This window comes from Embleya sp. L77 (genome assembly GCF_055557415.1).
The window spans coordinates 6422775-6446205 of the sequence record NZ_CM145709.1 but is presented as its reverse complement, the minus strand read 5'-3'; the positions used below and the strand labels follow the sequence as shown (position 1 = coordinate 6446205).

20 protein-coding genes and 2 riboswitches are annotated in these 23431 nt (G+C 71.4%); of the genes, 3 read left to right on the top strand and 17 right to left on the bottom strand.

The features are described 5' to 3' along the window. The first annotated feature begins 140 nt into the window (after positions 1–140). Positions 141–341, top strand: coding sequence for a DUF5999 family protein (locus ACZOOI_RS27330; RefSeq protein ID WP_078978673.1), 201 nt, complete (start codon positions 141–143; stop codon positions 339–341). 162 nt (positions 342–503) lie between these two features. After that, positions 504–1094 (top strand): TetR/AcrR family transcriptional regulator, encoded by a 591-nt coding sequence (locus ACZOOI_RS27325; protein ID WP_391582058.1) that lies wholly within the window; start codon positions 504–506, stop codon positions 1092–1094. A gap of 57 nt (positions 1095–1151) precedes the next feature. Here the strand turns inward: ACZOOI_RS27325 and gcvP are convergent, their stop codons facing one another. The 17 genes from gcvP to ACZOOI_RS27240 form a co-directional block, all read right to left on the bottom strand. Further along, on the bottom strand, positions 1152–4073 hold the full coding sequence (gene gcvP / locus ACZOOI_RS27320) for an aminomethyl-transferring glycine dehydrogenase (protein WP_465278314.1): 2922 nt from the start codon (positions 4071–4073) through the stop codon (positions 1152–1154). A gap of 61 nt (positions 4074–4134) precedes the next feature. Further along, positions 4135–4271: riboswitch (glycine riboswitch) on the bottom strand. 2 nt (positions 4272–4273) lie between these two features. Further along, positions 4274–4370: riboswitch (glycine riboswitch) on the bottom strand. Between the two features lie 48 nt (positions 4371–4418). Next, positions 4419–5111, bottom strand: a complete 693-nt coding sequence (locus tag ACZOOI_RS27315; protein ID WP_465278313.1) for a DUF4230 domain-containing protein — start codon at positions 5109–5111, stop codon at positions 4419–4421. A 55-nt stretch (positions 5112–5166) separates the two neighbouring features. After that, positions 5167–6516, bottom strand: coding sequence for a DNA polymerase IV (locus tag ACZOOI_RS27310; RefSeq protein WP_465278312.1), 1350 nt, complete (start codon positions 6514–6516; stop codon positions 5167–5169). 41 nt (positions 6517–6557) lie between these two features. Next, positions 6558–7244 carry a SanA/YdcF family protein gene (locus ACZOOI_RS27305; protein WP_465278311.1) on the bottom strand — a complete coding sequence of 229 codons (687 nt, stop codon included), beginning with the start codon at positions 7242–7244 and terminating at the stop codon, positions 6558–6560. 47 nt (positions 7245–7291) lie between these two features. Continuing rightward, positions 7292–7906: a MerR family transcriptional regulator gene (locus ACZOOI_RS27300; protein ID WP_391582053.1), complete on the bottom strand. Its 615-nt coding sequence runs from the start codon at positions 7904–7906 to the stop codon at positions 7292–7294. A gap of 436 nt (positions 7907–8342) precedes the next feature. Continuing rightward, positions 8343–8816 (bottom strand): bifunctional nuclease family protein, encoded by a 474-nt coding sequence (locus tag ACZOOI_RS27295; RefSeq protein WP_020548711.1) that lies wholly within the window; start codon positions 8814–8816, stop codon positions 8343–8345. A 146-nt stretch (positions 8817–8962) separates the two neighbouring features. After that, a complete protein-coding gene (ftsR, locus tag ACZOOI_RS27290) occupies positions 8963–9715 on the bottom strand; it encodes a transcriptional regulator FtsR (RefSeq protein WP_465278310.1) in 753 nt (250 codons plus the stop codon). Further along, the gene (locus tag ACZOOI_RS27285) at positions 9712–10230 is read right to left on the bottom strand and encodes an FHA domain-containing protein (RefSeq protein WP_391582051.1); all 519 of its coding nucleotides are present in this window, start codon (positions 10228–10230) and stop codon (positions 9712–9714) included. The genes ftsR and ACZOOI_RS27285 overlap by 4 nt, the downstream gene beginning before the upstream one ends. A 373-nt stretch (positions 10231–10603) precedes the next feature. After that, complete coding sequence (gene gcvH, locus ACZOOI_RS27280; RefSeq protein WP_026217856.1) at positions 10604–10990, bottom strand: glycine cleavage system protein GcvH; 387 nt, start codon at positions 10988–10990, stop codon at positions 10604–10606. A gap of 74 nt (positions 10991–11064) precedes the next feature. Next, entirely contained in the window at positions 11065–12066 is a 1002-nt protein-coding gene (locus tag ACZOOI_RS27275) for a DUF881 domain-containing protein (protein ID WP_465281298.1), read from the bottom strand. Between the two features lie 352 nt (positions 12067–12418). After that, a complete protein-coding gene (locus ACZOOI_RS27270; protein ID WP_020548716.1) occupies positions 12419–12751 on the bottom strand; it encodes a small basic family protein in 333 nt (110 codons plus the stop codon). Next, complete coding sequence (locus ACZOOI_RS27265) at positions 12748–13728, bottom strand: DUF881 domain-containing protein (RefSeq protein ID WP_465278309.1); 981 nt, start codon at positions 13726–13728, stop codon at positions 12748–12750. Before ACZOOI_RS27265 ends, ACZOOI_RS27270 begins: the two co-directional genes overlap by 4 nt. A 203-nt stretch (positions 13729–13931) precedes the next feature. Beyond that, the gene (locus tag ACZOOI_RS27260) at positions 13932–16427 is read right to left on the bottom strand and encodes a sugar phosphate nucleotidyltransferase (protein WP_391582049.1); all 2496 of its coding nucleotides are present in this window, start codon (positions 16425–16427) and stop codon (positions 13932–13934) included. A gap of 112 nt (positions 16428–16539) precedes the next feature. After that, the gene (locus tag ACZOOI_RS27255) at positions 16540–17196 is read right to left on the bottom strand and encodes a CDP-alcohol phosphatidyltransferase family protein (protein WP_391582048.1); all 657 of its coding nucleotides are present in this window, start codon (positions 17194–17196) and stop codon (positions 16540–16542) included. Between the two features lie 68 nt (positions 17197–17264). Further along, on the bottom strand, positions 17265–18701 hold the full coding sequence (locus tag ACZOOI_RS27250) for a glycosyltransferase 87 family protein (protein ID WP_465278308.1): 1437 nt from the start codon (positions 18699–18701) through the stop codon (positions 17265–17267). Between the two features lie 129 nt (positions 18702–18830). Next, positions 18831–20192, bottom strand: coding sequence for a glycosyltransferase 87 family protein (locus tag ACZOOI_RS27245; protein ID WP_465278307.1), 1362 nt, complete (start codon positions 20190–20192; stop codon positions 18831–18833). 107 nt (positions 20193–20299) lie between these two features. Next, on the bottom strand, positions 20300–22327 hold the full coding sequence (locus ACZOOI_RS27240) for an acetoacetate--CoA ligase (RefSeq protein ID WP_465278306.1): 2028 nt from the start codon (positions 22325–22327) through the stop codon (positions 20300–20302). Positions 22328–22492: 165 nt separating this feature from the next. On the opposite strand from ACZOOI_RS27240, the gene ACZOOI_RS27235 reads away from it, so the two are divergent. After that, positions 22493–23404 (top strand): diiron oxygenase, encoded by a 912-nt coding sequence (locus ACZOOI_RS27235; RefSeq protein WP_396004840.1) that lies wholly within the window; start codon positions 22493–22495, stop codon positions 23402–23404. Positions 23405–23431 lie beyond the last annotated feature (27 nt).

Here is a 23431-nt window from a genome sequence, read left to right as displayed (position 1 = left end):
TCACACGTGTGGTCACATCTTGGGCGCAGTCGGGTGAGAACTGCGAGAAGTCCTGCGCGCGGGCCTTCGGAGGCGGACACTGTGAGCTGCCGGGCAAGGCTGCCCGACGCGCTCCGCGCAGACACCGAGAAGGTACGAGGATGTGCCAGCACCGACCGCATTGCCCACCGGCGGACAGCCCCGATCGTGAGGCCGCCGCCGTTGTGGCCGCTCATTTCGAACAGGGATGGAGCCTGCTGTGCAACGGCGTCGTCCTGTTCGAGGACACGGGCGAACTGCTGCCGGACGGACGCACCATCGCCCCGCACCGGCCCCGAGTGGGGTTGGTTTCGGCGGCCTGATCCGTTCGCACGGCCCAACGAGCCGGAGGTCACCTCGCAACGACCTCCGGCTCTTGCCTGCCCGGGGCCGGTCGGGCCGCCTTCCCGATACAGTCCGAGCGGCAGCATGCGATCTGCGGCGACACGATGTCGGGCGCGACGACGACTGGGAGTTCCATCCCCATGGGCACTGGCGGCACCCCTCGGCCCGGTCGCCCGCGTGATCCACGCACCGACGAACTGATCCTGGCCGCGGCCCGCGAGCTGGTCGCCGAGCAGGGCTACAACCGGGTCAGCATCGACGCCGTCGCCCGTCGGGCGGGCGTGACCAGGCCCACCGTGTACCGCCGCTGGCCCTCGAAGGCGCACCTGGTGCACGAGGCGGTCTACCCGGCCCGCGAGATGAGCTTTCGGCCGCTGCCGCACGAGGACTTCGCGACCGGCGTACTGCGCTTCGCCGAGGCCGCGCTGGAGTCCTTCCGTCGCCCGGAGACCGCCGCCGCGGTGCCGGGGCTACTCGCCGAGTACCGCGACCAGCCCGAGCTCAAGGAACTGCTCGTGGCCCGGATGGATCCGGTCCGGGCGATCTTCCGGGCCTTCGTGGCCGACGCGGTCGCGCGCGGCCAGGCCCGCCCGGACGTGGACGCCGACCTGCTCTTCGAATCGCTCAGCGGCGCGTTGATGTTCGGCGTCCTGGGCAGCGACCTGGCCGCCAAACCGGGGTTCGCCGCGTCGGTGGCCCACCTGCTGACCCACGGCGCGGCCCGCCCCTGATCGGTTCGCCCCTGGTCGGGACGTCCGCGATCGGGAGCGGGCCGCGCCCGGTTCGGGTCAGTTGTTGCCGTACGCCTCGATCGGCGGGCACGAGCAGACCAGGTTGCGGTCGCCCTGGGCGCCGTCGATCCGGCGCACCGGCGGCCAGTACTTCTCGGCCGGCACCACACCGGCGGGGAAGACCGCCTCCGCCCGGGTGTAGGCGTGCGTCCACTCGCCGGCGAGCAGCTCGGCGGTGTGCGGCGCGTTGCCGAGCGGGTTGTCGTCGGCGGGCAGCTCACCCGACGCGACCCGGTCGATCTCGCCCTTGATCGCGATCATCGCGTCGCAGAACCGGTCGATCTCGCGCAGGTTCTCGCTCTCCGTCGGCTCGATCATCAGCGTGCCGGGCACCGGGAACGACATGGTCGGCGCGTGGAACCCGTAGTCGATCAGCCGCTTGGCGACGTCGTCGACGCTGACCCCGGCGGTCTTGGTGATCCCCCGCACGTCGATGATGCACTCGTGCGCGACCAGGCCGTTCGGGCCGGTGTAGAGCACCGGGAAGTGCGGTGCGAGCCGCTTGGCGATGTAGTTGGCGCCCAGCACCGCGACCTGGGTGGCCTCCTTGAGCCCGTCCGGGCCCATCAGCCGCAGGTACGTCCACGGGATCGGCAGGATCGCCGCCGAGCCCCACGGAGCGGCCGAGATCGGCCCCACGCCGGTCTCCGGGCCCGCGGTGGGCTGGAGCGGGTGGTTGGGCAGGTACGGCGCCAGGTGCGCGCGCACCGCGACCGGGCCCACGCCCGGACCGCCGCCGCCGTGCGGGATGCAGAACGTCTTGTGCAGGTTCAGGTGCGATACGTCGGCGCCGATCGCGCCGCCCGGCTGGGCCAGCCCGACCAGCGCGTTCAGGTTCGCACCGTCCACGTAGACCTGGCCGCCGGCCTCGTGGACGGCCGCGCACACCTGCTCGATGCCCTCCTCGAACACGCCGTGCGTGGACGGGTAGGTCACCATCAGCACCGCGAGCGTGTCCCGGTGCCGCTTGATCTTGTCGTGCAGGTCGGCCAGGTCCACGTCGCCGTTCTCGCCGGTCTTGACCACCACGACGCGCATGCCCGCCATCACCGCGCTGGCCGCGTTCGTGCCGTGCGCGGAGGAGGGGATCAGGCACACGTCGCGGGCGGTGTCGCCGTTGGCGCGGTGATAGGCGCGCACCGCGAGCAGGCCCGCCAACTCGCCCTGCGAACCGGCGTTGGGCTGGAGCGAGACCTTGGCGTAGCCGGTGATCCGGGCCAGCGAGTCGGCCAGGCCGTCGATCAGCTCCAGGTATCCGGCGGCCTGCTCCACCGGCGCGAACGGGTGCAGGTTCGCGAACTCGGGCCACGTGATCGGTTCCATCTCGACCGTGGCGTTGAGCTTCATCGTGCACGAGCCGAGCGGGATCATGCCCCGGTCGAGTGCGTAGTCCTTGTCCGCCAGCCGCTTGAGGTAGCGCAGCATGTCGGTCTCGGAGCGGTGCGTGTGGAAGACCGGGTGGGTCAGGAACTCGGTGTCGCGCAGCAGCGACTGCGGCAGCGCGTCGGCGGTGTCCGCGTCCAGCGCGGCCACGTCGCCGGTGACCCCGAACGCTCCCCAGACCGCCTCGACGTGCGCCCGCAGGGTGGTCTCGTCGCAGGTGATCCCCACGTGGTCGGCGTCCACGGGGCGCAGGTTGATCCCGGCCGCGCGGGCCGCGGCGAGCACCTGCTCGGCCCGACCGGGCACGCGCACGGTGATCGTGTCGAAGAAATCGCCGTGCACGACCTCGACGCCGCCCGCCCGCAGCCCGGCCGCGAGCACGGCCGTGTAGCGGTGGGTGCGGCGGGCGATCGAGGTGAGCCCGTCAGGCCCGTGGTAGACCGCGTACATCCCGGCCATCACGGCCAGCAGGACCTGCGCGGTGCAGATGTTGCTGGTCGCCTTCTCCCGGCGGATGTGCTGTTCACGGGTCTGCAGCGCGAGCCGGTAGGCGGGCGCGCCGTCGGCGTCCACGGACACCCCGACCAGCCGGCCCGGCATGCTGCGGGTGAGCTTCTCGCGGACCGCCATGTATCCCGCGTGCGGACCGCCGAAGGCCATCGGCACGCCGAACCGCTGGGTGGTGCCGACCGCGATGTCGGCGCCCATCGCGCCCGGCGCGCGCAGCACGGTGAGCGCGAGCAGGTCGGCGGCGACCGCCACCAGCGCGCCCTGTGCGTGCGCCGCCTCGATCACCGGGGTCAGGTCGCGGACCCGGCCGTCGGCGCCGGGGTACTGGAGCAGCACGCCAAAGCAGCCGCCCTCGGGCAGCCCGTCGGTGGTGTCGGCGACCACGACCTCGATGCCCAGCGCCTGCGCCCGCGTGCGCACCACGGCGACGGTCTGCGGCAGCGTGGCCGCGTCCACGACGAACACGTCGCTCTTGGCCCGACCGGCCCGCCGGGCCAGGGTCATCGCCTCGGCGGCGGCGGTGGCCTCGTCGAGCAGCGAGGCACCGGCCACGTCCAGGCCGGTCAGGTCGGTGACCACGGTCTGGAAGTTGAGCAGCGCCTCCAGCCGGCCCTGCGAGATCTCCGGCTGGTAGGGCGTGTAGGCCGTGTACCAGGCGGGGTTCTCCAACACGTTCCGGGTGATCACCGGCGGGGTGAAGGTGCCGTGGTAGCCGAGCCCGATCATCGAGGTCAGCACGGTGTTGCGGGAGGCCAGCTCGCGCAGTTCGGCGAGCACCTCGGCCTCGGAGCGCGCGGCGGGCAGTTCGAAGCCCTCCAGCGCGCGGATCGCGGCGGGCACCGCCGCGTCGGTCAGCTCGTCCAGGGATCCGTAGCCGATCGCGGCGAGCATCTTCGCCTGCTCGTCGGCGTCCGGACCGATGTGCCGGCCGGTGAACGGCGACGCGGCCTCCAGGCCGGTCAACGAGCCGGGACCGGAGGGGAGTACGGCGTGAGCACGCGTCGGGGCAGGGGTGCGCGGGGTCATCGCGAAAGGCCTCCTGGATCGCTCCTGGACGGACACGCGGGTCGCGCGCCCACCGGCCTCCCCCTCTGTCATCTGTACCTGAGAGCTTCACCGCGCCCGGAGCACCGGTCGAACCGGTTCCCACGGGCGCGATTTGCACCGTCGGCGAGGATCCGACCCGACTCGGCGAGCCACGTGCGGATCCTGCTTTCCAGAGTGCCCACGACCACGCGGTACGGGTGCCTGAGAGATTCCGGGGAGGAGTTGCTCCTTCGGCGCCCCGTGTGCACGACACGAGGACTCTCCCGCGCGAACGTAATGGGCGACCTCAACGGTATCAGCGTGACCCTCGATCGGGCCTGCGCACTAGGCGTAGGTCACAGTGGTCGTGGTGTAACCCAGGGACCGCATCATCCCCTGGAGCATGCCGGTGGTGTTGCGCTCGGCCCGCTCCACCAGTCCGGCGGTCTTCGCCGCGTCGTCGATCTTCTTGGCCGCCAGCACGTAGAGCTGCTGCTGATCGGAGGGATTGCCGGAGAAGAAGTCGCCGAGGCGGTCGAACAGACCCCGGTCCTGGGCGATCACGTGGCTGTTCTTCTGGTCGAGGGCTGCGGGCGCGAGCCGCGCGTGCGGGAGCTTGATGGTCACGCTCTTGTTGTCCGGCGAGGTCTGGATCGCGTCCTGGCCGATCCCGCCGAACTCCACGAAGCCGCCGACCTGGCCGACCCCGATGAACAGCGTGCGCTGACCGCGGACGGCGTCCGGGAGGAACTTGGCGTCCTTCTCCAGGTCCACGACGACCTGGAAGGTGCCGCTGACCGCCTCGTAGCGGCTGAGATCCTGCACGGCCTTGAGCATCACCGGTCCGCTGTGGTCCTTGGTGGTCTCGCCGAACGGGTTGAACTTGCCCGGCAACAGGTTGACCAGCCCGACCAGCACCAGGGCCAGCACGATGAAGCCGACCAGGAGCGTGACCAGGAAGGCGGGCAGGCCGAGCCTGCGGCGAACCGATCGGAAGGCACCTTGCCCTCGCGCCGGCCGCTCTTTGACATCAGTCATGGTGAGGACACCCCCGAGGAGTCGTCTGCCCCGCGCCTGCCCCGGATCCCGGCGGCTATCCCCGGTCGGCGGCGGGTAGCGGAATCGGTTCCCCCGGTCGCAGCGCCGGGTCGGTGATCACGAACGTGCGCACCCGGCCCGGCCGGCCGCCCGGCACCTCGAACCGCACGGTGACCCGGCCGACACCGCTGCCCTGCACCCAGCCGGGTCCGAACTCCTCGTGCACCACGTCCTGGCCCGGCGACCAGGAGATCCGCTGTGGCGCGGCCTCGACGAGCGGCTCCGCGTCGCTCTCCGGGTCCTCCTCGATCGGTTCGCCGGCCCCGGGCTCGGCCGCGCCGAACAGGTCCTGCTGGGCGAAGTCGGCCAGGCCGCTCACGCCCACCCCGAGCAGCCGCACGCCGCCCGTGACGTCCACCTGCGCGGCCAGTCGGCGGATCGTCTCGCGCACCACGCCCGGATCGTCGGTGGGCCCGCGCAGCGTCTCCGAGCGGGTCAGCGTGCTGAAGTCGTAGCGGCGCAGCTTGAGCACGATCGTGCGCCCGGAGCGCCCGGCGGCGCGCAGCCGCTCCACGCACCGGATCGAGAGCCGGTCCAGCTCTCGCGTGATGCGCTCGCGGTCCACCAGGTCGGTGGCGAAGGTGTCCTCCACCGACACCGACTTGGCGTCCCGGTCGGCGACCACCGGGCGGGCGTCCAGCCCGGCGGCCAGCACGTGCAGGCCGTGGCCGTGTGCCTGGCCCAGCAGTCGGACCAGCTCGCTCTCGTCGACGGCGGCCAGATCGGCCACGGTGTCCAGGCCGGCCCGGCGCAGCACGTCGCCGGTGGCCGGTCCGACCCCGGGCAGTGCGCGCACCGGCAGCGGGTCCAGCATCGCCCGCTCGGCGCCGGGTGCCACCACGCACAGCCCGTCCGGCTTGTCCGCCTCGGACGCGATCTTGGCCAGCAGCTTGGAGGTGGCCGCGCCGACCGAGCAGGTCAGCCCGGTGGCCGCGTGGATGTCCGCGCGCAGGCGTACGGCGATCTCGGTGACCCGTTCGGTGTCCAGCGTGCCGCCGTGCGGGCCCGCCTCCAGGTCGACGAACGCCTCGTCCAGACTGAGCGGCTCCACCAGCGGGGACAGCCGGTGCAGCAGCTCCATCACGGTGTCGCTGACCTGCCGGTACAGCGCGAAGCGCGGGCTGAGGAAGGCGGCGTTGGGGCAGCGTCGCCGGGCCTCGCCGATCGACATCGCCGAGCGCACGCCGAACACGCGGGCCTCATACGAGGCGGTGGCCACCACGCCGCGTGCGCCGATGCCGCCGACGATCACCGCCTTGCCGGCCAGGCTGGGCTTCGCGACCTGCTCGACCGACGCGTAGAACGCGTCCATGTCGAGGTGAAGGATGCCCGGGGCCTGTCTCACACCGCGCAATGATGACGCACGGGACCGACATCCGCGCGCGCTCAGTCGCCCAGGGCGCGGCGGATCTCGTCGTTCCTCGGGTCGCGGGCGCGTGGATCGGGTTTGAGCACGATCTGACCGGTCGCCTTGACCGCGGCGAGCATCTCGCGCCCGGTGCCGTACACGGTGGGCCCGATGTGGCCCCACGTGAAGGACTCGTCCGGGACGCCGTACGCGGATATCCCGGCGGCCCGGCACAGTCCGAGCGCACGCCGCAGATGGAAGCTCTGCGTGACCACGATGACCCGGTCGATCCCGTAGACGCGCTTCGCCCGGATGCAGGATTCCCAGGTGGAGAATCCCGATTCGTCGGTCACGATCCGATGCTGCGGTATCCCCCTGTCCGCGAGGTAGCGCCGCATCACCCCGGTCTCGTCGTAGCGGTTGCCGCCGCCGTCGCCGCTGACCAGGATCACCCGGGTCCGGCCGGCCCGGTACAACCCCAGGGCCACGTCCAGCCGGCGGGCCAGCAGATCGGACGGCCGGTCCCCGTGCACGCCCGCGCCGAGCACCATCGTGACGTCCTGATATGGCACGTCGGCGGGCGAGCGGACCCGGTTCCCGGCGTACAGGTGCAGCCCCGTGATCGGGGCCAGCCCGGCCACGGTGAGCAGGACGGCGGCCTGATAACCGCGTCGTTGGGCTCGCCGCGAGCGCGGCAGGGTCGGCCGGCGAATGATCACGTCCATGGGGACGTTCCTGCCCGTCGGCCCGGTTCCCATCCGCCGCGGGCGGCTCAGACCGCCTTGTCGCGTCGCCTGCGCGCCAACTCGTCGCCCGGATGGACTTGCGTGATCGTCTCTCCGGTACCGGTGTGCTCGCCCTGGAGCTGGGCGAGCGAGCCCTCGACCTCGCGCCAGACCGCCCCCACGGCGATCCCGAAGACCCCCTGGCCGCCCTGGACCAGATCGATGACCTCGTCGTACGACGTGCACTCGTACACACTGGCGCCGTCGCTCATCAGCGTCATCCCGGCCAGGTCGCCGATCCCGCGACCGCGCAGGTGGGCCACCGCGATTCGGATGTTCTGCAGCGAGACTCCGGTGTCCAGGAGCCGCTTGACGATCTTGAGCACCAGGATGTCGCGGAAGCCGTACAGACGTTGGGTGCCCGAGCCGTGGGCCGGGCGGACGGTGGGCTCGACCAGCCCGGTGCGCGCCCAGTAGTCGAGTTGGCGGTAGGTGATGCCGGCCGCCGCGCATGCCGTCGGGCCGCGGTAGCCGACGTCCTCCGACGGCGTGCCGGCCGGCGAGACGTCCTGCCGCCGGGGGCCCGCACCGGGGTCGGTCGCCGGCAGAGGACGTGCCGTGCGGGCGCGTTCCGCCGCCGTGATGTCGCCGGTGCTGCTCACGCCGACCTCCCTTTCGTCTCCCCGCGCCCGAGTACGGCGCGGCGAGTCTCTTCAGTCCCGGGCCGCAGGCGGCGAGGTGCAACGCGCAGGGGTCATCCCGGAACTGTCGTTTTCGACGGTAGGCAGTCACCAACAGCGCGTCAACGACCGGGCCGTTCGGCACGCCGAGTGACGCTCCTCGCACGAGTGGTTTGAACCTCTGCGCCAGGGGTAGGTCTGGCCGCTTTGCCACTGATCGAAACGGATCGAGCCGGACCGGCTTCGACCGCACGCGCATCGGGGTCCGTCCCGGCCGACGGCCCCCGGTGCGCGTCCGAGGCCGCCGCCCGGCCGACCGGTACCGGCACGCAAAAAACCGCCGACCGGTACCCCTCGCCGAGGACGGCGGGCAGGGACGGTCGGCGGCTTCGCACGCGCACCGGGCCGGGCGGGCCGGCTACTGGCTCGTGGTGCCGAAGTCCTCGGGCGAGATGTCGTTCAGGAACTCCCTGAACTTCTCGATCTCGTCCTCCTGCTCGTTGGGGATCACGATGCCCGCCTCGTCCAGGACCGCGTCGCTGCCGACGATCGACGTCCCGGTCCGCAGCGCGAGCGCGATCGCATCCGACGGGCGCGCGCTGACCTCCACGCCGCCGGAGAAGACCAGCTCGGCGTAGAAAACGCCCTCGCGCAGGTCGGTGATCCGGATCTGGGTCAATTCCTGTCCCAGCGCCTCCAGCACGTCCCGGAAGAGATCGTGCGTCAGAGGACGCGCGGGTACCACGCCCTGTTGGGCGAACGCGATGGCCGTCGCCTCTACCGGGCCGATCCAGATGGGGAGATAACGATCGCCCCCCGTCTCCCGTAGGAGCACGATCGGCTGGTTAGAGGGCATCTCCACCCGGACGCCCACAACCTCTAGCTCGTTCACATCGCCACACTAGCGCGCCGGGCTGTCGGTCACCGATCCCCGGGGGCCGAATAGGTCGGGGATTCGTCGTTTTTTCTTCGTGGGGCGGAATGTCGACCCCGGCACGCCGCACCATCGGGATCGGCGCCGGACGGATGCCGGGCCGTTCAGCGGCCCAGCCGGGGCGCGAGCGCGGTGGTGACCAGGACGGTGTGCAGGCGCGAGGTGAGCGCGAGCAGGTCGCGCACGGTCTCCTCGGCGCCCGCCTTGGCCCGCGCGCCCCGGCGGTGCAGGAGCGGCGCGACGATCTGTTCGACCAGCGCGGCCTCGCGGTCCGCGGCGGCCTTGGTCTGCCGCAGGTGCCGCGGCTCGACGCCGTAGCGGCCCAGCGCGGCCACCAGGCGGGCCACCACGAGCGCGTCGCCGTCGTAGACCACCGCGGGCTCGCCCTCGGTGCCGCCGGGCCGCGGGCGGTGCGGCTGGATCAGGCCGAACTCCTCCAGCCGCGCCAGGTCCACGTCCTGGATGCCGGCCGCGGCGATCAGGCCCGGCCGGTCGAGCAGCACCGTGGTGCCGTCCCGACCGGCCGACCCCGAATCGCCGTCGGCGTCCTCGGAGCGCTCGGATTCGGCCGGGGTCGGGCCGGCCGGTTCGAGTCCGCGATCCATCGCGTCCAGTTGATCCTTGATCACCCGGAGCGGCAGATAGCGATCGCGCTGCACCCGCAGCACGTAGCGCAGACGTTCGATGTCGGCGGCGCCGAACTTGCGATAGCCCGACGGGCTCCGCTGCGGCTCGATGAGCCCCTCCGCCTCGAGGAACCGGATTTTCGAGATGCTGATGTCCGGAAACTCGGGACGCAGCAGGGTCAACACCCCGCCGATGCTCAAGGAGACCGATCCGGCCGCCGCCGGACTCACCCGATCTGCCCTTGCCGACTGGGGAAGAAGACCAGTCGGTACTTGCCGATCTGCACCTCGTCGCCCGGCGTCAGCGGGACCTCGTCGATCCGCTCGCGACCCACGTAGGTGCCGTTCAGGCTGCCCACGTCGGCGACCGCGAAGCCGCCGGCGGTGCGGCGGAACTCGGCGTGCTTGCGCGAGACCGTCACGTCGTCGAGGAAGATGTCGCTCTGCGGATGCCGACCGGCCGTGGTGCGGTCCGAGTCGAGCAGGAAGCGGCTGCCCGAGTTGGGGCCCCGGCGCACCACGAGCAAGGCGGTACCCGGCGGAAGCGCGTCCACCGCGGCCTGCGCCTCGGGGGTGAGGATCTCGCGGGGCGCGGGTTCCGCGTCCAGCGCCTCGATGCCGCTGATCGAGATGGTCGAGGTCTGCTCGGACGCACGCTCGGCACCCGCACCCAGGCGTGCGCCGCAGTTGGAGCAGAACCGGCCACCGGGCGGATTGTGATGCCCACACGTGCCGCAGACCACCACGTCGGCCTCCTGACCCGTTCCGGTCGAACCTCGACCTTCGGTCGAGAGTTGCCCGAAACTTATGCGCGCCGTGTGTTCGTGGTCAACAGCGACATGCCCGGCGGTGGCGTCGGGCTCGCCCAGCGGCGGAGCGGGTGCGGGAGGTGAACCGGCGGACGCCCCGTAGGGGGTGCCCGGCGGCATCGTCGGCGGGGCGGCCGGCGGGTTGCCGGCCCTCCCCGCATCGGCAGCCGGCGCGTCGCCGGAGCGACGGGAACGACCGAACAATTTCGCGAACAACTTCACGGGCGAACCTCCCCGAGAGAACCTGGCCCGCCCGTGGGGCAGGAGGAGTGGGTCGTGGTGATGGACTGCCTACCGCTTCGCCGGGCCGTCAGGAGCCAAGGCTGTTCTGATAGGCGGCCGCGTCCAAGAGCGCGGCCGGTGCGGCGGGATCGTCGAGGCGCACCTCGAACATCCAACCGTCGCCGTAGGGATCGGAGTTGACCAACTCCGGTGCGCCGTCGAGCACGTCGTTGACGGTGGTCACGACGCCGTCGAGCGGCGCGAAGAGGTCGCTGACACTCTTGGTCGATTCCAGTTCGCCGCAGGGCTGTCCGGCCACGACGCGAGTGCCGACCGGCGGCAGCGTGACGTAGACGATGTCACCTAGCGCGTCCTGCGCGAATTCGGTGATGCCGATCCGCACCGTCCCGGAGATCTCTTCCATGACGCGCACCCATTCGTGCTCCGTCGTGTACGCGAGATCTGCGGGGTACATGCGGACAGCCTGCCCTTCTTGCCTGATGAGTGATGCACCGACGGCGACCGGCGGACTGATTCTGTCAGGTGTGCTCACCCGTTACCGGCGCCCGGTGCCGAGCGAGCGTAACCAGGCTTGTTCGCAGGCCGCAAGGCGTCGATCAGCACCTCCTGCGAGGGGGTGACGATGGCCCCCGCCTGCTTCTTCTCCAGGGTCTTCACCACGCCCCCGGGGATGTTCAGCGCGGGCTGGAGATCCTGCGGATTTCCGATCACCTTGAACACATACGGCGGGAGCACCTTGGTGCCGTCGATCACGATGTCGCCGGGCGGTGTGCCGTTGAACCAGGTGCCCGCCACCACGCGCACGTCGTTGATCTGGATCACCTCGGCACCGGCCGCGCGCAGCTCCTGGAGCGTGTCCAGCAGGACGTCGCCGCTGACCGTGCGCTGCGGGTCGGTGATGGTCAGCGTGATGCCGGGCCCGGTGGCCTTGACGGTACCCGCGAGCACGCCCAGGGCGTCCGCCTTGGCCTCGTTCTGCTCACGCGCCTCCTGGACCCGGTCGTTGCTGTTCTGCAGCTGGGTACGGCTGTTCTCCAGGCGGTGCTTCTCGTCCTCCAACCGCCGGGTGCGCTCGCCGAGTTCGTCCAGGACCCGGACCAGGTCCTCCTGCCGCGCGCCGCGCAGCGGGTCCGACTCGGTGTTCGAGCGCACCTGGATGGCCAGCCCCGCGCCGAGCGCGAACAGCAGCACGGCGCCCACGAGTTGAGCCCGGCTCACGCGCGGCGGCCAGAACGCGTCGAGCAGCCTGCGCCGGCCCGGCTGATCGTCCACCGGATCGTGCGTGTGCGGCTCGGAAACCGCGTTCGAATCCGTTTCCGTCTCGGGCGTGTCGCGCGCCGCGTGCGCTCCCGCGTGCGGCGGCGCGAGCGGGGCACGCGGATCGCGCGGGTCTCCGGGGTCGCGTGCGACACGCGGTCGAGGCGTCTCACCCGGCCGGGACGCCCCGGGCACGGGCGCGGCGGGCACCAGTGGCGGTATCGGCACGCGCGGCGCCCCGGGGTCCGGCTGCGGCCGGGACGCCGGCGGCATCTCCCGCATCTCGTGCGCCGATTCGCGGACCGGCGCGGTGATCGGCGGGATCTCCGAGGTCACCTCGGCGGCCTGCTCGCGGATCCGCTCCCGGATGTGCCGACCCTCGTGGTAGAGGTCGACCGGGCGCCGGGTCTCGACCGTGGGCTTGCGCGTGGACGGCGTCTCGGGTTCCGGCTCGGGTTCGGGCACGAGCACGGGTTCGGGCATGGATTCGGGCACGAGTCCGGGCACGGGTCCGGGTGCGGGCTCCTCGGCGGTGCGCGGGATGCCCAGCTCGCGGGGGTCCTCGTCGTGGCGGGCATGCCGCCCGCGCGTCTCGTCCGTTTCGTCGGCCATGTGTGACTCCCCGTCAGGCCCGGAAGACGTGTCGGCGGATGGCCGCCGCGTTGGAGAAGATCCGGATGCCGAGCACGACCACCACGCCGGTGGACAGCTGTGCGCCGACGCCCAGTTTGTCGCCGAGGAAGACGATCAGCGCGGCGACGACCACGTTCGACAGGAACGAGACCACGAAGACCTTGTCGTCGAAGATGCCGTCGAGCAGTGCGCGCAGTCCGCCGAAGACCGCGTCCAGCGCGGCCACCACCGCGATGGGCAGGTACGGCTCCAGCTCGTGCGGGATCACGGGTCGGGCGAGGTACCCGACCACGACCCCGAGGACCAGGCCGAGGACCGCGATCACTGTTTACCCTTTCGTTCGGTCTGCTTCTGCGACGCTGTCGGCGAGCCGGTCGGCGAGGCCGAACCGCTCGGCGGCGGCCCGCCGCGGCCCGTGGGCGTGGCGGGCGGTGTGCTCGGGGTCTGCTTCGCCGGTGCGCTCGGCGGCGGGCTCGCGGGCGCGCTGCCCGGGACGTCGGCGTAGCGCAGCGAGGTGCCCAGCGCGGCCGGCAGCTTGAGCTTCTTCTGTGCGCTCAGGTTGATCCGGATCCCGAAGTTCTCTTCCAGCTGGCGCAGATAGCGCCCGTCCGCACCGACCATGAACTCGACCTGCATCGGCTTCGCGTCACCGATCGCCAGGATCGTATACGGCGGAGCCAGCGGCCGGTTGTCGACCAGGATCGAGGCGCCCGCGGCGCGGATCGCGGACAGCGCGGTCAGCCGCTGGTTGTTGATCGAGATGGCCTCGGCGCCGGCCTTCCACAGGCCGTTCACCAGGCGCTGGAGGTCGCGGTCCAGGATCCGGCCGTTCGCCGCCGCCTCGGCCTGGCGCGGGTCGGTCGAACCGTCCGAGTTGTCCGATCCCTTGGCGTCGTCCGCGATCACCTTCAGGCCCGGACCCTCGACCGGGTCGGATCCGGTGAGCAGCGCGAGCAGTTGCACCCGGTCCTTGGCGCCCTTGGGCAGCGAGACCTCCTGGATCGCGTCGACCTCGTCGCGCAACCGCTCGACGGTGGCCGTGAGCGCGTCCACCTCGGCCTCGTCGGTGTGGATCCGGTCCGCCAGCTGGTGGCGCTCCCGCTCGGCCTGCGGAGCGGCGGCGTGCACCTTCATCGCGGCCACCATCAGGATCATCGCGATCAGCGCGACCCCGACCACGGCCAGCACGCGGGCCAGCGGGCCCTTGTTCATCCCGGTGTCCCCGCGCACCGCACGGCGGGCGGTGGCCTCCGCGTAGCCCGCGTCCAGGCTGTTCGTCATCATGTCCACGAGCAGGGACATCGAGGCGTCCGGCCGCCTGTACCGGCTCGTGCCTGGTGTCTCCCGCGATGACATGCGCCCCATCGTTCCATGCCCGACGGAGTGCTCGATGCAGGGTCCGACACCGGGTCCGGCCGCGGATCGCGGCAGGCGATCCACGGCCGGGGAAGACCTTACAAGACCGCTACCGGGCCCGCCGGCGTCGGCGGGCCCGGAGCATCCGGTCAGTCGCCCGCGTGCTCCACGACCCGGCTCCACTCGTCCAGGAGTTCGTCCGCAGCGTCGTCGTCCGGGCCCTCGGCCCACACGTGGGTGACCGCCTCGGCCGGGTCCGGCAGCACCAGGGCCCAGCGGCCGTCGGCCTCCACGACCCGGACGCCGTCGGTGGTGTCGATCTCGCGGTCGCCCGCCGCCTCCACGACCCGGCGCATGACCATGCCCTTGGCCGCCCACGGCGTCGGCACGTCCCGCCGGCGCACGTGCGCACGCGGGATCCGCGCGTCGATCTGGCTCAGCGTCAGCTGGGTCCGGGCGACCAGCCCGATCAGCCGGACGAACGCGGCGGTGCCGTCGAAGACGGTGCTGAACTCGGGGATCACGAACCCGCCGCGGCCGTCGCCGCCGAAGATCGTGTCGTCGGACATGGCCACCCGCGCGAGGTCGTCCGGCGACGTGGTGGTCCACTGCACCTGGACCCCGTGATAGGCGGCGACCTGCTCGGCGATCCGGGTCGTGGTCACCGGCAGTGCGATCTTCCCGCCGCCGCGCTCGGCCGCGACGCAGTCCAGCAGTACCAGCAAGGCGCGGTGGTCGTCGATGATCCGGCCCCGCTCGTCCACCAGCGACATGCGCTCGCCGACCGGGTCGAAGCGCACGCCGAACCCGGACTTGGAGGAGGCCACGAGCTCGCCCAGCCGCAGCAGCCCCTCGTGCCGCTCGTCGGCGGTCTCGGTGGGCCGGGCGTCGTCCAGGCCGGAGTTGACGGTGAGTGCGTCGATGCCCAGCCGGCCCAGGATGCTGGGCAGCAGCAGGGCGGCGTTGCCGTGTGCGGCGTCCACCACCACCTTGAGCCCGGACTCGGGCACGCCGGTGATGTCCAGGGCCTTCAGCAGCGAGCCCGAGTAGCTGTCGAACGGTCGTGCGGGGAAGGTCAGTTCGCCGATCTCGCCGGGGAACGCGCGGCGATACTCCTGGCGGGAGAAGACCCGGTCGAGCTTGCGCTGGGCGGCCTGGGACAGGTCCGCCCCGCGCTCGTCGAAGAACATGATGTCCACCGAGTCCGGCACCCCGGGCGTGGTGCGGATCATGATCCCGCCGGCCGAGCCGCGCGCGGTCTCCTGGCGGGCCACCGGCATCGGCACGTTCTCCAGGTCGCGCACGTTGATCGCGGAGGTCTGGAGCGCGGAGATGACCGCCCGCTTGAGCGCCCGGGCACCACGCGAGTGGTCGCGCGCGGTGGTGACGGTGGCGCCCTTCTTGAGCGTGGTGGCGTATGCGCCGGCCAAGCGCACCGCCAGCTCGGGGGTGATCTCGACATTGAGGATGCCGGAGACCCCGCGCGGGCCGAACAGGTACTTCTGGCCGCGCGACTCCCAGATCACCGAGGTGTTGACGACCGCGCCGGCCTCGATCGTCTTGAACGGGTAGATCCGCACGTCCCCGGCGACCAGGGACTCCTCCTCGATCAGGCACTCGTCGCCGATCACCGCGCCCTCTTCGATCCGGGCGGCGCGCATCACGTCGGTGTTCTTGCCGATCACGCAGCCGCGCAGGTTGGTCTGCGGGCCGATGTAGACGTTGTCGTGCACGACCGCCTTGTGCAGGAAGGCGCCGCGCTTGACCACGACGTTGGACCCGAGCACGGTGTGCTCGCGGATCTCCACGCCGCCCTCGACCTTGGCGTAGTCGCCGATGTACAGCGGACCCTTGAGGATCGCGTCCCGGTCCACCTCGGCGCCCTCGGCGACCCAGACGCCCGGGGAGAGCTCGAAGCCGTCGATGTCCACGTCGACTTTGCCGGTGAGCACGTCGGCCTGCGCCTTGAGGTAGCTCTCGTGGGTGCCCACGTCCTCCCAGTAGCCCTCGGCGACATAGCCGTAGATCGGCTTGCCCTCCTTGAGCAGCTTGGGGAACACGTCGCCCGACCAGTCCACGGACACGCCCGCGGCGACGTAGTCGAAGACCTCGGGCTCCATCACGTAGATGCCGGTGTTGACGGTGTCCGAGAAGACCTGACCCCAGGTCGGCTTCTCCAGGAACCGGTCCACCCGGCCCTCGTCGTCGATGATCGTGATGCCGAACTCGAGGGGGTCGGGCACCCGGGTCAGGCACACGGTGACCATCGCGCCCTTGGCGCGGTGGTACTCCACGAGCGCGGTCAGGTCGAAGTCGGTGAGCGCGTCGCCGGAGATGACCAGGAACGTGTCGTCCTTGAGCGCCTCCTCGGCGTTCTTGACGCTGCCCGCGGTGCCGAGCGGGGTCTCCTCGTTCGCGTATGTCAGGGTCATCCCGAGTTCTTCGCCGTCGCCGAAGTAGTTGCGAACCAGCGACGCAAGGAACTGGACGGTGACCACGGTCTCGGAAAGCCCGTGCCGCTTCAGGAGCCGTAGTACGTGCTCCATGATCGGCCGGTTCACCACCGGCAGAAGCGGCTTGGGCATGCTGGAGGTCATCGGGCGCAGGCGGGTGCCCTCGCCTCCGGCCATGACGACGGCCTTCATCGGTCTCGTCCTCCTATCGCGTCACACCACCCGCACCCACGGCTGAACTGCCGGGGCCGGGTGGCGTGCCTTCAGTACGTGGATATCGCCTCGGTGTCCGGCGATCCCTGCGCTACCCGGCGGTCGCTGCGCGACTCGCCTTGTCCGCGGCCACGAGGTGTTTGGCCTGGGCTGCGTAGAGGACTCCTGCCCACCAGTACAGCGCAGTACCCCACCAGGCGAACGCCCATCCGAAGATCGCGGCGAGAGTTGCGACACGTCCGGTGCCGTCGCTGAGCAGCAGCAGCGGGAAGGCGTACATCAGATTGAAGGTCGCGGCCTTGCCGACGAAGCTGACCGACAGCGCGCCGTAGCGGTGCCGGCGCAGGATCAGCAGCACCACGCCCATGAACAGTTCGCGGCCCAGGATGATCGCGGTCAGCCAGATCGGCAGGATCTCGCGCCAGGTCAGACCGACCAGGGTGGCCAGCACGTAGAGCCGGTCCGCGGCCGGGTCCAGGATCGCGCCGACCTTGCTGACCTGGTTCCACCTGCGGGCCAGTTTGCCGTCGAGGTAGTCGCTGATCCCGCTGAGCATGAGCAGCGCCAGTGCCCACAGGTCGTGCTTGGGCCCGCCGAATTCGGGCGCCAGGATGAGCCACAGGAAGACCGGGACACCGAGCAGACGGGCGAAGCTGAGCGCATTGGGAATCGTCAGGACCCGGTCGCTGGGAGCGTCCACGCCGCCGTCCCGGGGGTGCGGCGGCGCCGCGTCCACGTGCGCCTCCACGGGGCCTCTGCTTTCTGCCGGTGGGCCGTCTCGTACTGGTCCTGCTCGTTCGGTGTGCGGCATCCAGCCTAGTGACGCACGGATCCGCTGCTCACCGGGTCCGGGTCGGGCGTGCCGGTCTCGGCGAGCGGCTCGGTGAGCGTGGGCAGCGGGGTGCGGTCGCGCAGGATGCGCCAGACCAGGATCAGGGTCAGCGCGATCCCGGCGAACAGGTAGCCGTTGCCGAGCACGAACTCGATCGGCGTCCAGTGCCGTTCCCGGCTGCCGTCCCGGGGGGCGAGCCAGATCAGGCCCCACGGCTGGAGGGTGCGCGAGCCGTCCCAGTCGCCGTACACGTTCAGCCGCATCGGCCACGCGGCGAAGAAAACGAAGAACGTGCCGGTCAGCCACCACCACAGCGGCCGGGCGAGGGTCAGCGCGGCGTGCGCGAGCAGGACGAACGCGGGCACCACCCAGACCCAGTGGTGCGACCACGAGATGGGCGACACGAACAGCGACAGGCCGCCGGTGATCACCACGCCGACCAGTTCATGGCCGCGCAGCGACGCCCGGGCGGCGGCCACCAGGCCGAGCGTGCCGACCAGCAGGCACAGCAGCAACCACAGCACCGAGGCCGCCCCGCCGTCGCCGAGCATTCGGGTGAACATGCCCTGCACGGACTGGTTGTTGAGCGTGCCCACGCTGAGCTTGTCGTTGACCTTGCCGCTGATCGACACGAGGTGCGACCAGTAGTAGACGGACGCGCTCGGCGCGGCGACCAGGCCCACCAGGATGGTCCCCAGGAACGCGCTGCCTGCCACCGCGGCGGCCCGGAACCGGCGGGTGATCAGCAGGTAGACGATGAAGATCGCGGGGGTGAGCTTGAGGCCGGCCGCGATGCCGACCCCGATGCCCTTGAACCGGCGGCTGTCCGGGAGCCCCAGGTCGAGCACGATCAGGGCCAGGAGCAGGAGGTTGATCTGCCCCCAGACGAGCGTCCACTCCACCGGCTCCAGCCACAGCACCACGGCGAAGGTGGTCGCGCTGATGCCGAACCGGCCCAGGCCGCGGCGATAGCCGAGCATGCCCCACGCGGACCAGACCACGGCGAACAGCGACAGCAGGTTGACGACCGCCATGAACCACTTGAGGCCGGCGAAGCCCAGCGGGAGCAGGATGTAGAAGAGCAGTCCGGAGAACGGCGGGTAGATGAACGGCAGTTTGTCGGTCCACTTGCCGTAGTTGACGGTGTAGATCTGGTCGCCGTCGCGGAACGCGTGTGCGGCCTCGTGGTAGACGCTCAGGTCGAGCATGTGCCACATGTCGCGGCGGCCGAGGTGGGTCCACATCACCCACAGACCGAGCGACAACACCAGCAGGAGGCCGCCGACGAGCGCGACGCGACCGGGCCGACGGGGTTCCCGGCTGCGCTCGTGCCCGAACGGGACGCGGGGCGCGAGCGTCAGGAGCTCGCGGCAGGAGGTCACGAGCACGTGGGGGAAGGACATGTCGGTCGGGGACTCCACAACTGCACGGTTCAATGGGCGCCTGGCCGGGTGGCGCCGGGTCAGGATATCCACACGGTCGGATCGGCCCCGCCCGGTGCCTGGTTGCCGGAAGCCGGCGAATGTCCCCGAATGCGCTGTCGGGATCGTTCAGGCCCTGGCCGGAGCCGGAGTGGTGGTGCCCGGAGCCGTTCGGGCCGGCGGTTCCGGCGGGTCGAGCGTAACGGCTTCCGCGGTGCGACTCGCCCATTTTCGTCGGGTCGCCGGTACGCCCAGCGCAATCGTGATCAGCGCGGCGAGCCCGGCGAGAGTGTACGCGTCGGCGAGCAGCAGATCCCACCCGGCGAGCCGGAGTTCGCGGCCGTCGCGGTAGGGCACCTGCCAGATCAGCCCGGTCGGTACCGGGACCGGGAGTTCCACGCGGCGACCCGGGACCGCGGCGGTCAGCGCGACCAGGGCGAACGCGGCCAGTGCGGCGGGGACCCGGAGCGGGCCGCGTCGGCGGCGGGCGGTGTCGGCCAGGAGCACGGCACCGGGCACGATCCACACCCAGTGGTGGGTCCAGGAGATCGGCGACACGAGCAGCCCGGTCAGCGCGGTCACGCACAACCCGGCCAGGTCCCGGCGCGGATCCCCCGGTCGGCCCCGTGCCACCATCACGGCCAGCGCGAGCCCGCCGACCCCCACCGCGATCGCGATGGCCGGCCACACCGGGCCGGGCGGGGGCAGCTGATGGGTGAACCGGATCAGCAACCCGCGCAGCGATTGGTTGCCCGGTGCCTGGGCCGGGCCGACCCGGGTGTCGTCGAAGAACAGGCCGCCCCAGTAGCGCAGCGACTCGCGCGGCAGCGCGGTGAAGGCGACGAACAGGCTCGCCCCGAGCGCGAGCAGCGCGTTGCGGCCCTCGCGCACCCGGCCGGTCAGGAACAGGTACAGGATCACGATCGCGGGGGTGAGCTTGAGCCCGGCGGCCAGGCCCACCCCGCAGCCGCGCAGCCGGGCACCGGGGGCGCGGGAGAGGTCGGCCAGGACCAGCGCCAGCAGGAGCAGGTTGATCTGGCCGAAGCGCAGCGTCTCCTGGACGGGTTCGGTCCACAGCAGGACCGCGGCGGTGCTCGCCGCGGCGGCGAGTCGGCGGGTGCCGCGCACCCCGGCCATGCCCCAGGCCAGGTATGCGCCGATGCCCAGCAGCGCGAGGTTGCCGCCGACCGAGACCCAGCGCAGTACCCCCCAGGGCAGCCACGCCAGCGGGGTGAACAGCAGTGCGGCGCACGGGGTGTAGGTGAACGGCAGGCGTGCCGTCCCGACGGACATCGAGTAGAGCCGCCCGTCGCCCTCCACGATCGCGCGCCCGCCGGCCTGGTAGACCCGCAGGTCGCCGAGCCACCACATGGTCGCCGGTCGGGTCAGCGCGAGCGCGAGGTAGGCGGCGACCGATGTCACGACCAGGATCGCGGCCAGTGCCGGGAGACGTCCGAGAAGGCGCTGGGGGCGACATGACGTCTCGGGCATGAACCTGATCGTGCCATCGGACGCGCCCGATTACTCCTTACTACTCCATGCGCGTCACATTGTTGTGTTCTTTTGACGATTACCGGGCGTTGCTGCGGCCTCGCCGGCTATGCCCGCTTCTCCCCCGGATTCGTCTCCTGCTTGTCCTCCTGCGCGCGGGCCCGCGACCGGCCCACCTCGGCGTAGAAGCGGAGCACGTCGAGGTCGTCCACCGAGCCCGGGTTGACCGCGTCCTCCAGCCGGCGGCCCTGGAGCAGCTTCTTCACCGGGATCTCGATGCGCTTGCCGGTGAGGGTGTGCGGCACGCCCGGCGCCGCGATGATCTCGTCCGGCACGTGCCGCGGCGAGACCTCCTCGCGGATCACCGTGCGGATCCGGGCCTTGAGCGTGTCGTCGAGGGTGTGTCCGGGCGCGGTGACCACGAACAGCGGCATCCAGTAGCCGCCGTCGGGCAGTTCCAGGCCCACCACGAGCGATTCGCGCACCTCGGGAAGGCGTTCGACCGCCTCGTAGATGTCGCTGGAGCCCATCCGCACGCCCTGGCGGTTGAGTGTCGAGTCGGAGCGGCCGTGCACCACGATCGTGCCGCGCTCGGTGAGCGTGATCCAGTCGCCGTGCCGCCACACGCCCGGGTAGGTGTCGAAGTAGCTGGCCTGGTAGCGCGCGTCGTCGGGGTCGTTCCAGAAGTACACCGGCATCGAGGGCATCGGCACGGTGATCACCAGTTCGCCGACCTCGTCCACCACCGGCCGGCCGTCCTCGTCCCACGCCTCGACCGCGCAGCCCAGCGCGCGGCACTGGATCTCGCCGAGGTACACCGCCAGGTCCGGGCTGCCGCCGACGAAGGCGCTGCACACGTCGGTGCCGCCGCTGACCGAGGCCAGCCACATGTCCGCGCCCACCGCGTCGTAGATCCAGCGGAAGCCGTCCGGTGGGAGCGGCGAACCGGTGGTGCCGATCGCCCGCACCCGGCTCAGGTCCTGGGTGACGCGCGGGGTCAGCTCGTTCTTGCGGCAGGCCATCACGTACGCGGCGGAGGTGCCGAACCAGGTCACCTTCGCCCGTTCGACCACGGTCCACTGCGCCTCGGGGCCGGGGTAGCCGGGGCTGCCGTCGTAGAGCACGATCGTGCTGCCCGCGAGCAGGCCGCCGACGAGCATGTTCCACATCATCCAGCCGGTCGAGGTGTACCAGAAGAACCGGTCCTCGGGGCCCAGGTCGAGCTGGAGAGCGGCCTGCTTGAGGTGTTCGAGCACGATGCCGCCGTGGCCCTGGACGATCGCCTTGGGCAGGCCGGTGGTGCCGGAGGAGTACAGGATCCACAGCGGGTGGTCGAAGCCGACCTGCTCGAAGTCGAGGTCGGCGGCGGCCACCTCGCGCCCGATCACCTCGGCCCACGCCAGCACGTCGGCCGGCGCCGGCTCATCGAGCAGCGGCACATGCAACACGTGTCGCACGGTCGGCAGGCCCTCGCGCAGATCGGCGACCACGTCGGCGCGGCGGATCTCCTTGCCGCCGTAGCGGTAGCCGTCCACCGCAATCAGCACGACCGGCTCGATCTGCTGGAACCGGTCGAGCACGCTGCGTGCGCCGAAGTCGGGTGCGCAGGCCGACCAGACCGCGCCGATGGACGCGCAGGCGAGCAGGCCGACCACCGCGTGCGGAGTGTTGGGCACGTAGGCCGCCACCCGGTCGCCCGGTCGCACGCCCAGCTCGCGCAGGGTGGCCGCGCAGGAGGCGACCTGGCGGCGCAGCTCGGCCCAGGAGATCTCGCGCGGGAGCAGTTCCTCGTCCAGGTACACGATCGCGGCCCGCTCGGGATCACCGTCCGCGGTGTGCCGCAGCACCTGCTGTGCGTAGTTGAGGCGGGCATCGGGGAACCAGCGGGCCCCGGGCATGGTCCGCTCGGCGAGCACCACCTCCCGGTCGCCCAGGTCCAGCTCGAACCAGTCGCAGAGCGAGGTCCAGAACGCCTCGGGCTCGGTGGTCGACCAAGCCCACAGTTGTGCGTAGTCCTCGGCCCGGACGCCGCGTTCGGCGCCGAGCCATTCGCGATACCGGGTGACCGTCGCGGCCGCGACCCGTTCGGCCGAAGGCTGCCACAGCAGTTCGGCCCGCTCGCTCGATTCCGTCATGTCGTATGTCCCCTCCGCGCGATGTGCCCCCCGACCCTGCCATCTCGCGCCCCGGCGCGCATCCCCCGACCGGGTCGCGAAAGGATCTTCGCGGGCACTCTGGACGCGCCGCGCCGAACGCGGGATGTTACCGACGGGAAACAAGCCCGGCAGAGGAGGTCTCGCATGCCCACCACGCACGGCACCGTCACCGACCGCGAGCGCGTCGCGGAGCGGCTGCTCGCCGCGTCGCACGCGCACGCGTTCGACCCGATCACCGACATCGACTGGGACGCGCCGCTGGTCGACGGCGCGTTCTTTTTGCCCGCGCACCGGGTCAGCCTGTACGGCACGCCGATCTGGGAGCGGATGAGCGAGCGGCAGCGGATCGACCTGTCCCGGCACGAGGTGGCCTCGATGGCCAGTGTCGGCATCTGGTTCGAGGTCGTGCTGATGCAGTTGCTCATCCGGCACGTCTACGACCGCCCGCTGACCTCGCGGCACGTGCAGTACGCGTTCATGGAGATCGCCGAGGAGTGCCGGCACTCGACCATGTTCGGCAGGTTGATCGACAAGCTGGACTGCCCGGAGTACGGGCCCGGCCCGTACGCGCACATGGCGGCGCGGGCGATGAAGACGCTCGGCTCGGGCGTGCAGGCCTTCGCGATGGCGTTGATCGCCGAGGAGGTCCTGGACACGATGCAGCGCGAGATGATGGCCGACGAGTCGCTCCAGCCGATCACCCGGCAGACCGCGCGCATCCACGTGGTCGAGGAGGCCCGGCACGTGCGCTACGCCCGCGACGAGGTGGCCCGCGGCGCGCCGCACATGTCGCGGACCGAGCGGGCGATCACCCGCCTGGCGCTGGCCCGGGCCGCGCACATCATCGCCACCCGCCTGGTGCACCCGGGTGTGTATGCGGCGGTCGGTCTGGATGCGGGCGAGGCGTACAAGGTGGCGCGCGCCAATCCGCATCGGCTGGACACGTTGGGCCACTGGTCGCGGCGGCTGATCGCGTTCTACGACGAGCACGGTCTGCTCGGTGGGCCGGGGCAACGGTTGTGGCGGGCCTCGGGACTGATGGGACGTCAGATATAGGGGTGGGGCGGCCGGTGGCGGGCCGGC